Source organism: Haladaptatus sp. CMSO5 (assembly GCF_036689885.1).
GTDB lineage: Archaea > Halobacteriota > Halobacteria > Halobacteriales > Halococcaceae > QDMS2.
Genome location: NZ_JBAHVW010000001.1, coordinates 1866830 through 1881434 on the forward strand (window position 1 = coordinate 1866830; position 14605 = coordinate 1881434).

14 protein-coding genes are annotated in these 14605 nt (G+C 61.8%); 4 read left to right on the forward strand and 10 right to left on the reverse strand.

Going from position 1 to position 14605, the window contains the following annotated elements:
* Nucleotides 1-16: 16 nt before the first annotated feature.
* From V5N12_RS09825 to V5N12_RS09835, 3 genes are all read right to left on the reverse strand, one after another.
* Nucleotides 17-238, reverse strand: coding sequence for an H/ACA ribonucleoprotein complex subunit GAR1 (locus tag V5N12_RS09825; protein ID WP_332898988.1), 222 nt, complete (start codon nt 236-238; stop codon nt 17-19).
* Nucleotides 235-513: a signal recognition particle subunit SRP19 gene (gene srp19 / locus V5N12_RS09830; RefSeq protein WP_332898989.1), complete on the reverse strand. Its 279-nt coding sequence runs from the start codon at nt 511-513 to the stop codon at nt 235-237. The genes V5N12_RS09825 and srp19 overlap by 4 nt, the downstream gene beginning before the upstream one ends.
* 69 nt (nt 514-582) lie before the next feature.
* Nucleotides 583-1695, reverse strand: coding sequence for a PGF-CTERM-anchored ABC transporter substrate-binding protein (locus V5N12_RS09835; protein WP_332898990.1), 1113 nt, complete (start codon nt 1693-1695; stop codon nt 583-585).
* 61 nt (nt 1696-1756) lie between these two features.
* On the opposite strand from V5N12_RS09835, the gene btuC reads away from it, so the two are divergent.
* From btuC to V5N12_RS09850, 3 genes are all read left to right on the forward strand, one after another.
* The gene (btuC, locus tag V5N12_RS09840; protein ID WP_332898991.1) at nt 1757-2866 is read left to right on the forward strand and encodes a vitamin B12 ABC transporter permease BtuC; all 1110 of its coding nucleotides are present in this window, start codon (nt 1757-1759) and stop codon (nt 2864-2866) included.
* On the forward strand, nt 2863-4110 hold the full coding sequence (locus V5N12_RS09845; protein ID WP_332898992.1) for a heme ABC transporter ATP-binding protein: 1248 nt from the start codon (nt 2863-2865) through the stop codon (nt 4108-4110). The genes btuC and V5N12_RS09845 overlap by 4 nt, the downstream gene beginning before the upstream one ends.
* A 235-nt stretch (nt 4111-4345) precedes the next feature.
* Nucleotides 4346-5047, forward strand: coding sequence for a CAP domain-containing protein (locus tag V5N12_RS09850; protein ID WP_332898993.1), 702 nt, complete (start codon nt 4346-4348; stop codon nt 5045-5047).
* 12 nt (nt 5048-5059) lie between these two features.
* On the opposite strand, the gene V5N12_RS09855 is transcribed toward V5N12_RS09850, so the two are convergent.
* A complete protein-coding gene (locus tag V5N12_RS09855; protein WP_332898994.1) occupies nt 5060-5458 on the reverse strand; it encodes a hypothetical protein in 399 nt (132 codons plus the stop codon).
* 87 nt (nt 5459-5545) lie between these two features.
* On the opposite strand from V5N12_RS09855, the gene V5N12_RS09860 reads away from it, so the two are divergent.
* A complete protein-coding gene (locus V5N12_RS09860) occupies nt 5546-7060 on the forward strand; it encodes an SLC13 family permease (protein ID WP_332898995.1) in 1515 nt (504 codons plus the stop codon).
* Here the strand turns inward: V5N12_RS09860 and V5N12_RS09865 are convergent.
* The 6 genes from V5N12_RS09865 to acnA form a co-directional block, all read right to left on the reverse strand.
* Nucleotides 7057-7395: an AzlD domain-containing protein gene (locus V5N12_RS09865; RefSeq protein ID WP_332898996.1), complete on the reverse strand. Its 339-nt coding sequence runs from the start codon at nt 7393-7395 to the stop codon at nt 7057-7059. The two genes, V5N12_RS09860 and V5N12_RS09865, sit on opposite strands and share 4 nt — an antisense overlap.
* Nucleotides 7396-8076, reverse strand: a complete 681-nt coding sequence (locus tag V5N12_RS09870) for an AzlC family ABC transporter permease (protein ID WP_332898997.1) — start codon at nt 8074-8076, stop codon at nt 7396-7398.
* A 48-nt stretch (nt 8077-8124) separates the two neighbouring features.
* Entirely contained in the window at nt 8125-9213 is a 1089-nt protein-coding gene (locus V5N12_RS09875; protein ID WP_332898998.1) for an SDR family oxidoreductase, read from the reverse strand.
* A gap of 4 nt (nt 9214-9217) precedes the next feature.
* Nucleotides 9218-10792 (reverse strand): succinic semialdehyde dehydrogenase, encoded by a 1575-nt coding sequence (locus V5N12_RS09880; protein WP_332898999.1) that lies wholly within the window; start codon nt 10790-10792, stop codon nt 9218-9220.
* A 62-nt stretch (nt 10793-10854) separates the two neighbouring features.
* Nucleotides 10855-11676 carry a M48 family metallopeptidase gene (locus V5N12_RS09885; protein WP_332899000.1) on the reverse strand — a complete coding sequence of 274 codons (822 nt, stop codon included), beginning with the start codon at nt 11674-11676 and terminating at the stop codon, nt 10855-10857.
* Between the two features lie 106 nt (nt 11677-11782).
* On the reverse strand, nt 11783-14563 hold the full coding sequence (gene acnA / locus V5N12_RS09890) for an aconitate hydratase AcnA (RefSeq protein WP_332899001.1): 2781 nt from the start codon (nt 14561-14563) through the stop codon (nt 11783-11785).
* Between the last annotated feature and the right edge of the window lie 42 nt (nt 14564-14605).

Genomic DNA, 14605 nt, shown 5'->3' on the forward strand with positions numbered 1-14605 from the left:
CGCCTTTTCCGTTTCGCTACCGGGCGTAGAGTTTCACGCCGATGAGCGTCGCCGGACGCCGGTCAGAAGAGATGGCGACGTAGGGGTTCGAGACGGGACCGAACACGTCCACGATGCGCCCGACTTCGTCCAGATTCTCGTCGATGACGGCCGTTCCGATGTTCGGATGCTCCTCGCCGGGCAGTCGCACGATTGCGAGGCCTTGGGCGACCCGGGAAACCTCACCGACGCGCTTCATTCGCGCAGGACTCCGACGTAGACGGCGACGGCTTGGATGAGATCGCTCTTTCCGGCGTCGTCTGCGTTTTTCACGAGGACGCGACCGCGTTCTTCGAACTCGCGTGAATAGGCTTTGTTCCGTTCGATGACTGCGTCGTAGCCGACCTGCTGGACGGCCTTCGCAATCTCCTCGACCGTGGGGTCTGTGACGGCGAGGTCTTCTGGGACGCGACGGCCTTCGCTGCGCGTGAGTTCCGCATCGAGATAGGCGGGCCAGATGACGTTCTCGACCATACAGTTCAATCAGCGGTCACGGATTAAACGCCTTCTGTTGTCGAAAAGCCCGCGAGAAAGCGGTGGAAGTTAGGTTCGACGCAGTGCGACCAGCGCGGCACAGACGAGCGCGAGGAGCGCGGCGGTGATGCCGAAGCCCGGCCCGTCGGTGCTGGTCGTGGCGGTCGGTTCCGTCGTTGTTCCAGACGTTGCGCCATCGGTCATTTCCGTCTGCTGTGCAGTAGTTTCCGTCTCGGTGATGTTCGCTGCGGCGTAGGCTTCGGGGTGGAACGCCTTCGCCATCTGCGTGAGTGGGTTCACGATGCGTGGTGCAGGCTGGTTGAGTTCGTTCGCCTCAAGCACCACGACGTTGCCCTCTTTGACGGCCGTCGTGTTCGTGTACGGTTCTTTTTCTGGGATTCGCGGCTCTGGCACGCCCGTGTCCACGACGATAAACTCGGGGTCGTACTCCGCGACGACCTCGTCTGAAATCTGCGCGTAGCCCGAAATGCCTGCCTCAGCGGCGACGTTCTGGCCACCCGCGCGCTCGATGAGCGAGTGGATGAACGTTCCGTTCCCGGCGGTAAACCCTCCGGTCAGGTAGAGGACGCGCGGTTTGTCCTCGCCTTCCGTGGCTTGCTCAATCGTATCCACTTGGGCTTTCATCGCGTCAACGCGCTCCTGTGCGCCGCCACAGGCACCGACGAGCTTGCCGGTCAGGAGCGTCTTTTCGTACACCGCCTCAATGGAGGCGGCTGACTCGAATTTGTAGACGGTGAGGCCCGCGTCACGGAGTTTGCTCACGGTGTTGTCGGGGACGATGTTCGGCGCGAGAACGAGGTCAGGGTCGAGCGCGACAACCTTCTCTACGTTCACAGTGAACTGGTCTTCCGCGACGATGTTCTCTCGGGACTCTGCGCCCGCAAGGTCGCTCGTGTAGTCGTTCACGGGCATTCCCGTCACTTTTTCTTCGGCACCGATTTCCCACATTGTCTGGGCCGCACTCGGTTGGAGCGCGACGACCGATTCGACTTCCGCGTCAACGGTGACGTCGGTTCCTGTCGCATCCGTCGCGGTGAATGGGAAGCTACAGGATTCCTGTGTCATCGCGTGTGTCTGGCCCGGTGTGACAGCCATCGCGGGGCCGACCCCAGCGAGGACCACCACAAAAACGGCGACGAGCCGCACGAAATTTTTGTGCATCGTACTTCCCCCTCGCCGGTTATACAATAAGTATTTACCTAATGCAAGCACGCTTTCATACATGCGTCAAGAGCTTCGTCTCACCGCGTGGGTCTCGGGCCTACTGGTCGCGCTTTTCTGCGTTATTCTCGTGAGCGCCGCCATGGGTCCGGTACAAATCGACCCGCTCATCGTGGCGAAGGTTCTCCTCCAACACACGCTCGTCGTTCCAACGGGCCTCTCGCTGCACATGAGCTCTGTCCCACTCCCGCTCACCAACGCGGGCCTTCCGTGGCCGGGTTTCGACCTTGCAACACGCCCACTCTTTTCATTTCCAGTCCCTAAAACGAGCGAAACCATCGTGTTCAAACTTCGTTTACCCCGAATTTTGCTCGGGGCAATTGTCGGCGTCGCCCTCGCAACCGCGGGCACGGTAATGCAGGGCTTTTTCCGCAATCCAATGGCCGACCCCTCCATCGTCGGCGTCTCCTCGGGTGCGGCGCTCGGAGCCGTCATGACCATCGCGTTCCCTCTCGCCGTCCCCTTTGGCCTCCAGCTCTCGGCGTTCGTCGGGGCGCTCGTCACCGCCTTCGGTGTCTACATCCTCGCAACAGAAAACGGGCGGACGCCCGTCGCCACGCTCTTGCTCGCGGGCGTCGCTGTCCAGACGTTTCTCGGCGCGGTCATCTCCTACGCGCTGCTCCAGAGCGGTGACGGCCTCAGAGAAGCCGTGTTCTGGCTCATGGGCCATCTCCATTCGAGCACGTGGGAAAGCGTCACCACGACGCTCCCCTTCGTCGTCGTCGGCGTCGGGATTCTGTTCGCCTACACGAGCGACCTGAACATCCTGCTCATGGGCGAGGAGGACGCCCACTCACTCGGCGTCGAAGTCGAGCGCACGAAACGCATCCTCCTCGCCGTTGCGAGCATCGTCACCGCCGCCGCGGTCGCCGTCTCCGGCGTCATCGGCTTCGTTGGCCTCATCGTTCCCCACGTCATGCGCCTGCTCGTTGGCCCCGACCACCGCATCCTGCTGCCGACGAGCGCCATTGCCGGAGCCGTGTTCCTCGTAGCGACCGACACCGTGGCGCGGGCGGGCGCGGCCGAACTGCCGGTGGGCATTGTGACCGCCGCCCTCGGCGCACCCTTTTTCCTCTATCTCCTTCGCCGCCGGGAGGTCCACCGCCTATGATTTCGCTCGACGACATCTCCGTTTCCTACGGCAACGTCTCGGTACTCGATTCGATTTCTGCGAGCGTCGAGGAGGGAACCTTCGTCGGCCTCATCGGGCCCAATGGGGCAGGAAAAACCACGCTTCTCCGCGTCCTCAACGGCGCAATCGAGCCGGATGCCGGCACCGTCTCAATCGACGACCAGTCAATTCGCGGGCTCTCTGCGAAAGCTGTCAGCCAACTCGTAGCGACCGTCCCACAGGACACCACCGTCGCGTTTCCGTTCCCAGTCCGCGAGGTGGTGGCGATGGGCCGAAACCCGTACAAAACGCGCTTCGACCGGCGAACCGAGGACGACGCGACGGCGGTGTCGCGCGCGCTTTCTCGCACCCAGACCACCGAGTTCGCAGACCGAACCGTCGATGAACTCTCGGGGGGCGAACGCCAGCGCGTCATCCTTGCCCGCGCACTCGCCCAAGAGACGCCCGTGCTCTTGCTTGACGAGCCAACCGCGAGCCTCGACATCAACCACCAGGTCAGAACCCTCGAACTCGTCTCGGGGCTGGTCGAAGAAGGGAAAACTGCTGTCGCTGCAATTCACGACCTCAATCTCGCCGCCCACTACTGCGACGAACTCCTGTTGCTCAGCGACGGGCAGGTGCTCGCCGCAGGACCGCCGGAGGACGTGCTCACCGAAGACGCCCTCGCGGCGGCGTTCGACACCCGCGCAGTCGTCGCCCGCCACCCAGTGACCCACTCCGTCTACGTCACGGCACTTCCCGAGATGGGCACCGAACAGGATGCGCACGTTCACGTCATCGGCGGCGGCGGAACGAGTTCTCGGCTTCAGTATCTGCTCTCTGCGGCGGGCTACAAAGTGACCGTTGGCGCGCTCAACGAAGGCGATTCAGACCTCGAAACCGCTCGACTGCTCGGTCTCGAAGCCGTGGTCGAAGAGCCGTTCGCGCCGCTCTCTGCGGACACGGTCGCTGCTGCGAGAACACTCGTCCACGAGGCTGACGTGACGGTGTTCGCGGACGTCGAAATCGGCATCGGGAATCGCGCAATCCTCGACCTTGCCGGCGAAGCAACCCGCCTGCTGATAGTCGAAGAGCGGCCGTTCGAGGCACGAAACTACGCGGGCAGTGAGGCGGTCATGGCGTACCGCGACCTCTGTTCGCAGGGCACCGTTATCGACCCGGGTGACGTGCTGCGGGCTGTGGACACGCTCACTGCCACGACATCCACCAGTCCTGAACCATGAGTGTCGTTCTGTCGGTTTTCTAGTACTATCTGTTTCGACCACACTGGGGACCGGAACTATGGCTGCGTGAACCGCTTCGATAAACTGGTCTGAAAACGTTGTTCACAGTGGCTCATCCGATAGTTTTAGGGATTGATGGGCCGGCTTGCGGGAGGGTTCAGTACACCCAAATTGATAGTCAGTTCATCCTGACCGTCCGATAGGTTAATCTATCTATTCTTCGTATATATCGACAATGGTAAACAAAGCCGTTATCATCATTCTGGCGGTTATCGTGTTTACCTCCCTCGCGGTTGGAGGGTTGCTGGGGATGCAACTTGCGAAGAATCAGGGCGGCGATTTTGACATTGGGGGAGACAGCACGCAGACGCAAACGAACGACACAGAGCAGACAGCGCAGGCCACCGACACGCCTACAGAAACGCAAACCACGGCAGTACCAGAGACTGACCCCGACTCGTTTAACGAAACGAAGGTCGCGGTTCTCGTCTATGAGGAAATCAACGCAGCGCGGGCAGACCAAGAGATTAGCGAACTTCGCTTCAAAGACGAGTTGACCGAGATGGCGCTGTACCACAGCACGGACATGGCGGACGGCGAGTACTACGCCCACGAGTCACCGAATGGCGAGACGGTCGAAGATCGCTACCGCAAATACGAACTCTACGAACAGTGTAAAATCTTAGACGACTCGAAGGGCTACTACCACCGCGGCGCAGAGAGCATCGGGAAAACCACCGCGGGTTCCTACTACACGGTAAACGGCGAACAACGCATCAACGCCGATGAGCAGGCGGTCGCCGCCGCACTCGTAAACCAGTGGCTGAACACCACGACGGACGCAGGGTACATCGGCCTCGACAACGCCCGCTCGCTCGGCGTGGGCGTGCGCATCACCGCAGACGGCACCGTGTACGCGACCGCTGCCTACTGCTGAGACGCACTTTTTTCAGTCCGCACGGTGAGCCAGATACGCCACGCCAGCGCCGACGCCGCCCGTCGGAAGTGAAAAGGCAACCACACCCAGACTGAGTTGGATGACTGGAAGCCCACCGCCCAGCGAGAGGATGAACACGGCGAGCAGTCCACAAAGGAGGTAGCCAGCGACACTCTGTCGCCCAACGGAAAGCGGGGTTGCTTCGACATTCCACAGGCCATACACGAACGCGAGGAGCGGCCCGGAGAGGAGCGTTATGGCGACCGCGACGAGCCTGAATATCGAGCCAAGAAACTGTCCAAGTAAGAGGGTTCCGAGCAGGCCAACGACGCCGAGGCCAGCGCCGACGAGGCCGAAGACGGCGACAATCCAGTTTGGCTCATGCCCGAGTGCAATCGGTTCGTCTGCCATTAGCCGTGGCTACTGAGGTGAGCGGTTTAGCTGTTGTGACAGTCCGTCTGCAAGTACTTTTGCGGATAGGCGACAATTGTGTTCTCAATGGGGCTGCGAAATGTGCTGTTGGTGGGACTCGCTCTCGTCGTCGCCTGCGTGTTCGCCGCCCTTCCCACGCCCGCTGGACTCGACCACGCAGGCCAGTTCGCGCTCTCGACCGGGCTGTTCGCCGCGATTCTCTGGGTTACGGGCGCACTCCCGCTCCCAGTGACTGCCCTCTTGATACCGGTGTGCCTGACGCTGCTTGGCGTGTTTCCACGCCTCTCCGATGCTCTCACCGGATTTGCAGACCCGATCGTGTTCTTACTGCTCTCGGGGTTCATGCTCGCAGCAGCACTCCAGCGCCAGAACCTCGACCGAAAAATCGCCTACGTACTCTTGGTTCGCCTCGGCACCTCTCCGCGTCGGCTCGTCCTCGCGGTGATGGTGACGACCGCACTGCTTTCGATGGTGATTTCGAATACGGCAACCACGGCGATGATGGCACCCATCGCCCTCGGCCTCGCGACGCAGGTAACGGGGGAGCACGAAGCCCACTCGAATCTCCACCGCTCGTTGCTCCTCGGGACGGCCTACGCCGCGAGCGTCGGCGGTGTGGGAACCCTCATCGGGACGCCGCCAAACGCCATCGTGGTCGCAGCCCTCGCTGAGTTTGCCGACATTCAGATTAGCTTCGTCGAGTGGCTCGCGATTGGCCTGCCCGTGGTCATCGTCACACTCCCACTCGTCTGGTACGTCCTCACCTTCGTCGTGTTCCCACCCGCGGCCAACGACGTGTCCGCGGTCCGCGACGAGACACGCGCCATGCTCGAAGCAGACGGGCCACTCTCACCGCAAGCGAAACGCGTCGCACTCATCTTCGGTGCGACGGCGACGCTGTGGATACTCGGTGGCCTCGGCTTTCTCTTTGAAGGCATGCTTTCCCCGCGGCTGTACGTAACCCTCTTTGGCGGCTCCGGACCGAGCCTCGTCGGCGCTGGCGGCCATCAAGGCGCACTCTACTTCGTGGTCGTTGGCCTGCTCTCGATTCCGGCACTCCTGCTCGCAGATACCGTCGAATGGGACGACCTCCTCGCCATCGACTGGGGGACGCTCCTGTTGCTCGGCGGCGGTCTCTCGCTCGCGAACGCGCTCACCGAAACCGGGGCAACCGAATGGCTTGCGACCAACACCTTCGGCGTGGTGATGGACGCGCCGCTTTTCGTTTTGCTGTTCGTCATCATCATCGTCACGATTCTCGCGGGCGAACTCGCCTCGAACACCGCGATGGCCGCGATTCTCGCCCCACTGCTCATCACGGCCGGGCTTGCAACCGGTGGCGCGTTTGGTGCAGCCCCGGTGGCCGTCGCGCTCACGCTTGCGCTCTCGGGGGCCATCGCCGCAAGCTTCGGGTTCGCGCTTCCGGTTGCCACTCCGCCAAACGCCATCGTGTTCGGTACGGGCGAACTCACTCGCGGGGAGATGCTTCGCGCAGGAGCGTTGCTCGACGTGCTCATGGCGCTCGTGCTCACGGTGTTGTTCAGCCTATTGCTCCGCGTGTGGCCGTCGATTGTCGCCTAAAGCACGAACGTGAGCGTCCAGAGCACGCCCATGCCCGTCACAATCGTCGCCACCATGTTCTCGGTGCGCCACGCAACCGCACCCGCGACCAGCCCAGCGAGGAGTTTTTCGTTGCCGATGCCGAGCGCGAGCGATTCATCGACGAAGACGAAACTCGGGATGACGAGGGCGGCGAGCACCGCCGCCGGAACGAACGACAGCGCGCGCTCTGCGCGCGGTGGGAGGTCATCGAGTTGTCCGAACAACTGGATGAACGACAGTCGGATGAGGAACGTGCCAACGCCCGCCGCGATGATGATGGCCCAGAGCAGCGTCGGCTCGATTGACGTTGGCATCTACGCCCACCTCTCTGCGACGAGGAGGCCGGTTGCGATGCCACAGAGCGAGCCGATGAGCAAGCCGAGGTTAAACGGCAGTCCTGCGCCCACGACGGCAATCACGCCGCCGCCGACGCCCGCCGCAATCGACGGCCGGTCTTTCATCGCGGTGATGAGCAAGGTGAGGAAGATGAGCGGGACGGTAAAGCCGAGGTTCCACTCTGCGGGAATGCTCGCGCCGAGGACGATTCCCACGATGGTGGCGATTTGCCAAACGACCCAGAGGGTGATGGCCACGCCAAAATAGTACCAGTGTTTTTTCACGTCGCTTTGCTCGAACTTGATAATCGATACCGCAAACGCCTGGTCTGTGAGGATGTAGGAAAGCAACACCTTCCAGCGTTCGTTCAACTTCTGAAAATGTGGCGCGAGCGATGCGCTGTACATCATCATCCGCAGGTTGATAACGAGCACCGTGAGGACGATGACCAGCGCCGGGGCGTCTTGGCCGATGAGTTCGATGGCGGCGAGTTGTGACGCGCCCGCGAAGATGATGACGGACATCCCAACCGTGTGGACCGCCGGAATCCCGGCGCTGACGGCGGCGACGCCCGCGATAAGTCCGAACGGAATAACGCCGAGCATGAGCGGGATGCAGTCGATAACCCCCGCTCTGAAACTGGCGCGTGCAGCAGACATGTAAAAATGTCCATGATAGTGGGGGTTAACGCTTGCTGTATGAGCAGTTTAGACCATCGCGTCCCAGCCCAGTTTGGGGTGTTTCTGCATGAACGAAACGAGCGCGGGGGCGTAGGTTACGAGCGGGGGACACGCGATACCCGACCCGTGTAAATCACGAATCGTGTTCGGGCAGACGTAGCTCGTCGGGTGGTCGAAGTAGTCGACGACCGCCGGATGAATCTTGAACAGGTCGTAGACGCCCGGCACGTAGTCGAGAGCGTTCTGTACCACGACTTTCGGCATCGGAATCCGAAGCAGGGTTCGGTCGGTGGCCGTCTCGAACGCAGAGAGCACTTCGGCGGCCGTCGGTGGGTCTGGGTCACAGAGCTGGTACACCGTATCTTTCGAGTTCTCCAGTTGGCTCAGGTGTGCAATCGCCCTCGCAACGAAATCGCGGGGCACGAGGTTCACTTCCGTTCGATTCGCGTTGCCAACGACGGGGAGGACGACGCGCTTTCGTTGTCTGAGCATCCACTGGAGGAGATAGTAGGGCCCATCAAATTTCTGCGTCCCGCCCGTGTCGCTGTCACCGACGACGATAGCTGGGCGATAGATGGTCGTCGCCAACCCGCGGCGCGTGGCCTGCTGAACCGCAACTTCCGCCTCGAACTTCGACTCCTCGTAGTGGTTGTTGAACGACTGGCCCACGTCGAGGTCGGTCTCCTCGAAGATACCGTCGTGCTCACCGCTCACGTAGCACGTCGAGACGTAGTGAAAGCGGTCTGCATCTGCGGCCTGCGCGAACGAGAGGACGTTTTTCGTCCCTTCGACGTTCACCGCCCACGCAACCTCGCGCGAGACGCCGAGGTCGTAGACGGCGGCGAGATGGAACACCGTATCCACCGTGTCATAGAGGGCTTCGACGTCGCCCAGCCCGAGGTTTTCGGCGGTGATGTCGCCCGTGACGAGCGACACGCGTTCCGGACTCGTCTCTGCCCACGCCGCGATGACCGGAAGCCGACGCTCGGCTTTTTTCATGAACTTCGGCTGGACGAGGCAGGTGACGGTCGTCTCTTCGTCGGTTTCTGCAAGCACTCGTTCGAGCACCGCAGACCCGAGAAAGCCGGGATAGCCGGTGAAGAAAATGTGGGTCATCGGCTCACCGAAGCCCCGGAATACGCCGCATGAGTTTCAGAATCGCGCTCATTCCCTTCGCGTACAGGCGCATTGGCACCCGCCGGGGCGGCGCAATCGGGTGGAATCGCTGTTCTGCAACCGTCTGGGTTTGGGTGTACTTGAGGAAGCCTTCGTCGCCGTGTCGGCGGCCCAGTCCCGACTGCTTCATCCCGCCCATCGGCGCGTCCACAGACCCCCACGCGGCGGTGTAGGGGTCGTTGAGGTTGACCGTGCCACACTCGATTTTTCGCGCCACGTCGTGCCCGCGGTCTGTATCCCCAGTCCAGACGGCCGCGTTCAGTCCGTACTCAGAATCGTTCGCGAGCGAAATCGCTTCCTCGTCGCTACGGAACGACCGGAGCGTGACGACCGGCCCGAACGTCTCCTCGTGGGCGACGAGCATCTCATCGGTGACGCCTTCGAGGATGGTCGGCTCGTAGAAATACGGCCCGAGGTCGGGCCGGTGACGCCCGCCAGTAAGAAGCTTTGCGCCCTTCTCGACGGCGTCATCAACGTGTGTTCGCACTCTCGCGAGTTGCTGTTTCCCCAGCAACGACCCGACTTCTGGGTCGTGGTCGAAGCTTGCGGCGAGGTGGAGGCTCCGCGTGCGGTTCACGAGTTCGTCGCGGAACTGCTCGTAGATGCCAGACTGCACATAGAGACGCTCGAAGGAGAGACAGAGTTGGCCGGCGTTGGTGAAACAGCCGCGAATCGCACCATCAATGGCCCACTTCAGGTCGGCGTCGTCGAAGACAACCATCGGATTCTTCCCACCGAGTTCGAGCGACGAGGGAACGAGATTTTTCCCCGCTCGCTTCGCAACTCGTCGGCCAGTCTTCGTGCTCCCCGTGAACTGGACGAAATCCACGTTGTCGATGAGCGGCGGCCCAAGCTCCTTCCCCGAGCCAGTCACGACCTGAAACACGTTCGGCGGGACGCCCGCTTCCCGAAGAAGCTTCACCGCGAGAAGCGCGGTAAACGGCGTCTCTTCGGCGGGTTTGAGAACCACCGAATTTCCGGCGAGGAGCGCAGGAATCGCATCAGAGACGGCGAGCGTCAGCGGATAGTTCCACGGCGAGATGACACCCACCACGCCGACCGGATGACGATACTGCTTAGCTTTCGTGAGCACCGGAAAGCCGCCTTTTCGCTTCTCGTCTGCGAGATACCCTTCTGCGCGAGTGGCGTAGTGGCGCGCGTTATTCGCCACGTCCAGCACCTCCTCAAACGCATCACGGCGCGCCTTCCCGCTTTCGAGTTGCATCACGTCGAGTAACTCGTCTTGGCGCGAGAATACCAGGTCGTGATACCGGGTGATGATGGTCGCACGGTCTTCTACGTCGCGGGCGGCCCACTCAGCCTGTGCTTTGCTGGCGCGTGAGACGGCGAGTTCTACGTCCTCGGCCGTACAGTCGGGAACTGACCCGATTTCTTCACCCGAGTAGGGCGCGTGGACGGAGCGCAGTTTACGGTCGTCGCCCGAGCGCGTAACCGTCAGCACGAGGTCTTCGAGCTGGGCGGCGTCGGTTCGCGGGGGCCAAATGGTCGAAGCAGTCACTACAATGCACTACTCCTTCCCGGTGGAAAAACGTTAGCGCGGAGACACGCCGCGAAAATTCGTTACTGTCGAAGCCGCTGAATCCGCTTTTCGATTGGCGGGTGCGTCGCAAACAGGGAGGCGAACAGCCCCTTCTGGACGCCGAAGATGCACATCGCGCTCACACTGTCGTTGATGTTCGTCTCCTCGACTTGGCGGTTGACGTGACCAATCTTTTCGAGCGCGCTTGCGAGGGCTTCTGGGTTGCCCGTATACTGCGCCGCGTCTTCGTCTGCGGCGTATTCGCGCACCCGGGAGATGACGAGCACGAAGATCATGACCAGCATGTTGGCGATGATGCTCGCAATCCACGCGAGAATCCAGCCGAGAATGCCGTCTGCGACTTGGCGCACGAGGAAGTAGACGCCCCAGCCGATGAGCATCGCCACGGACTGCCCGAGCACCATCGTCACCACGTCGCGGTTCTTGATGTGCGCGAGTTCGTGGGCGATGACGCCCTCCAGTTCGTCGTCGTCGAGAACCTCCATGAGTTCGGTGCTGATGACGACCGTTCCGCTCTTCTTGCGCCCGACGGCGAAGGCGTTTGGCGACCCCATCTGCGCGTACATAAGCCGCGGCTTTGGGATGTCCATCTTCTCACAGAGTCGCTCTGTCTTCTCGTGGATGTCAGCGAACTGGTCGCTCGGGAGGTCTTTTGCGCCGACGCTCCGAACCGCGACCCATTTGCCGAACTTGTACTGCCCGGCGACGAGCAACAGACTGAGCACCGCGACGAGGGCGATAGAGCCGGTCATCGCCCACGCGATCGAGGCGATGACGATGTAGAAGGCGAACAGGATGCTCCCTGCAATCGCCATCCGTACCTTGAGGCCTAAATGTCTCATTTCATAACACACCTTCGTCCCAGTATTTAAAATCTCACGACAGTTGATAGCTTTGGTCGTGGCTGTCGCTTTTGCAGTGAAAAATGGGAAAATCGGTGTCAGGCGTTCAGTTATTCTGCAACAGGCGGCGGAGCACGAGGTGCAGAATACCGCCGTTTTCGACGTACTTCACGGCCGCAGGTGTGCCGACCTGTGCGGTGACCGGGAACTCGATGGTCGAACCGTCTGCGCGCTCTGCGGTGACGGTGAGTTCGTCGTTCACCGAGAGGCCATCATCGAGCCCGCTGATGGTGAATACTTCGTCGCCGTCGAGTCCGAGGCTGTCCCAGCCGTCGCCGTCGTGGAACTGCAGCGGGAGGACGCCCATGCCGACGAGATTGTCGCGGTAGATGCGCTCATAGCTCTCTGCGATGGTCGCACGGATGCCGAGCAAGTCAGTTCCTTTCGCCGCCCAGTCACGCGAGGAACCGGTCCCGAATTCGACGCCGGCCATGACGATGAGCGGGGTGTCTTCCTCGCGGTAGCGGCCACTCGCGTCGAACACGGTGGTCTCGTCGTTTGTCGGGAAGTGAATGGTGTAGCCGCCCTCCACGTCGTCCAGCATCTCGTTTTCGATGCGGACGTTGGCAAACGTCCCGCGCATCATGACCTCGTGGTTCCCCCGGCGAGAGCCGTAGGTGTTGAAGTCAACGGGTTCGACGCCTTGGTCCATGAGCCACTGGCCAGCCGGCAGATTTGAGCTAAACGGCCCGGCTGGGCTGATGTGGTCTGTCGTGACGGTATCCCCAAGAAGCATGAGACAGCGCGCGTCTGCGATGTCCTGTACGCCCGGCTCTTCGAGCGGGAAGTCCTTGAAGAACGGCGGTTCGCGGATGTACGTCGAGGTTTTGTCCCAATCGTACACGTCGCCGGTCGGAGCTTCGAGCGCCTCCCAGCGTTCGTCGCCCTTGAACACGTCTGCGTACTTCTCTTTGAACATCTCCGGGGCGACGCTTTCCTGGATGGCCGTCTGAATCTCGTCGACCCCCGGCCAGAGGTCGGCGAGGTACACCGGTTCGCCGTCTTTGTCGGTGCCGAGTGGGTCTTTCTCTAAGTTGATGTCCATCCGCCCGGCGAGGCCGTAGGCGACCACGAGCGGCGGGCTGGCGAGGTAGTTCGCGCGAACCTTCGGGTGGATGCGCGCTTCGAAGTTGCGGTTGCCAGAGAGCACCGACGTCGTCCACAGGTCGTGGGCGTCGATGGCGTCCTCAATCGGCCCCGGAAGCGGCCCGGCGTTCCCGATACAGGTCGTACAGCCGTAGCCGACGACGTTGTAGCCGAGTTCTTCTAAATACGGCATGAGGCCGGAGGCTTCGAGGTAGGCCGTCACAACCCGGCTGCCGGGGGCGAGGCTCGTCTTTACGAACGACGGCACTTCGAGGCCCCGGTCGATGGCGTTCTTTGCGAGCAAGCCAGCGGCAATCATCACCGACGGATTTGAGGTGTTCGTACAGCTCGTGATTGCGCTCACGACGACCGAGCCGTGGCCAATCTCCGTTTCCGTCCCGTCGGGCATCGTGACCGGAACTTTCTTCGAGAGTTCGCCCATGTCGGGCAAGTCGGCCGGTTTCGTGTGCGGGTCGTCGTCGTGACCGCCCTCACCGAGCCAGCGAGCGAGTTGCTCTTCGTCAATCTCGTGGAGTTCGTCTTCGAACTCGCCGTGGACGAGCTGGCGGAAGTGGCGCTTCATGTCCGGCAGCGCGACGCGGTCTTGTGGCCGCTTTGGGCCAGCGAGACTTGGCGTAATCGCAGAAAGGTCGATTTCGACGACTTCCGTGTACTCTGGTTCCTGCTCGCCAAAGAGGCCCTGGGCCTCTAGGTACGCTTTGACGCGCTCGATGTGCTCTGGGTCGCGCCCGGTGAGTTCGAGGTAGTCGAGCGTCGCGTCGTCAACCGGGAAGACGCTGATGGTCGACCCCTGTTCGGGGGCCATGTTGGAGATGGTCGCGCGGTCTGCGACCGTCAAATTGCCAACGCCGGGACCGAAGAACTCGACGAAGCGGTCGACCACGCCGACTTCGCGCAGGTCTTCGGTGACGTGGAGCACGAGGTCGGTCGCGGTTGCGCCCTCGGGGAGTGCGCCCGTGAGCCGGACACCGACGACTTCGGGGAGCTTCATCGTAATAGGTTGGCCGAGCATCGCGGCTTCGGCCTCGATGCCGCCGACACCCCAGCCGACGACGCCGATGCCGCCAATCATCGGGGTGTGGCTGTCGGTACCGACGAGGGTATCGGGGATGAGCCAGTTTTCACCGTCCCGCTTGCGGTCGTGGACGACCTGACCGAGATACTCTAAGTTGACCTGGTGGACAATCCCGGTTCCCGGCGGGACGACGCGGAAGCCGTCGAACGCCTGCTGGGCCCACTTGAGCGCGCGATAGCGCTCTCCGTTGCGCTCGTATTCGAGTTCGACGTTCTGTTCGTAGGCTTCCTCAGAGCCGTAGAAGTCGACCTGCACACTGTGGTCGATGACGAGGTCGATTGGGACGTCCGGTTCGACGAGTTTCGGGTCTTTGCCCTTGCGCTCGACCGCAGAGCGGAGTGCGGCGAGGTCGACCACGGCAGGAACGCCGGTCAGGTCCTGCAAAACGACGCGCGACGGCGTGAACGGCACTTCGACGTCCGGTACGTCGGGGGCCCACGATGCGGCGTTGCGCACGTCTTCTTCGGTAATCATGTCGCCGTCTACGTTACGGAGGACAGATTCGAGGAGGATTCGGATGCTAACGGGCAGGCGAGACGGGTCACAGATGCCTTCGTCTTCGAGGACTGTGAGGTCTGCCATCTTGTAGGTAGTGCCATCGTGTTCGAACTCGCGAATGGCACCAAAGGGATTCGGTCCGTCCATGTGGGTTGTTACAGAGCCACGCGTATTCAATGGTGTCGGTGT

What these genes read in the sequence shown, in the direction of transcription:
- V5N12_RS09825 (WP_332898988.1), bottom strand. Translation starts at nt 238, where the DNA reads ATGAAGCGCGTCGGTGAGGTTTCCCGGGTCGCCCAAGGCCTCGCAATC.
- srp19 (WP_332898989.1), bottom strand. Translation starts at nt 513, where the DNA reads ATGGTCGAGAACGTCATCTGGCCCGCCTATCTCGATGCGGAACTCACG.
- V5N12_RS09835 (WP_332898990.1), bottom strand. Translation starts at nt 1,695, where the DNA reads ATGCACAAAAATTTCGTGCGGCTCGTCGCCGTTTTTGTGGTGGTCCTC.
- btuC (WP_332898991.1), top strand. Translation starts at nt 1,757, where the DNA reads ATGCGTCAAGAGCTTCGTCTCACCGCGTGGGTCTCGGGCCTACTGGTC.
- V5N12_RS09845 (WP_332898992.1), top strand. Translation starts at nt 2,863, where the DNA reads ATGATTTCGCTCGACGACATCTCCGTTTCCTACGGCAACGTCTCGGTA.
- V5N12_RS09850 (WP_332898993.1), top strand. Translation starts at nt 4,346, where the DNA reads ATGGTAAACAAAGCCGTTATCATCATTCTGGCGGTTATCGTGTTTACC.
- V5N12_RS09855 (WP_332898994.1), bottom strand. Translation starts at nt 5,458, where the DNA reads ATGGCAGACGAACCGATTGCACTCGGGCATGAGCCAAACTGGATTGTC.
- V5N12_RS09860 (WP_332898995.1), top strand. Translation starts at nt 5,546, where the DNA reads ATGGGGCTGCGAAATGTGCTGTTGGTGGGACTCGCTCTCGTCGTCGCC.
- V5N12_RS09865 (WP_332898996.1), bottom strand. Translation starts at nt 7,395, where the DNA reads ATGCCAACGTCAATCGAGCCGACGCTGCTCTGGGCCATCATCATCGCG.
- V5N12_RS09870 (WP_332898997.1), bottom strand. Translation starts at nt 8,076, where the DNA reads ATGTCTGCTGCACGCGCCAGTTTCAGAGCGGGGGTTATCGACTGCATC.
- V5N12_RS09875 (WP_332898998.1), bottom strand. Translation starts at nt 9,213, where the DNA reads ATGACCCACATTTTCTTCACCGGCTATCCCGGCTTTCTCGGGTCTGCG.
- V5N12_RS09885 (WP_332899000.1), bottom strand. Translation starts at nt 11,676, where the DNA reads ATGAGACATTTAGGCCTCAAGGTACGGATGGCGATTGCAGGGAGCATC.
- acnA (WP_332899001.1), bottom strand. Translation starts at nt 14,563, where the DNA reads ATGGACGGACCGAATCCCTTTGGTGCCATTCGCGAGTTCGAACACGAT.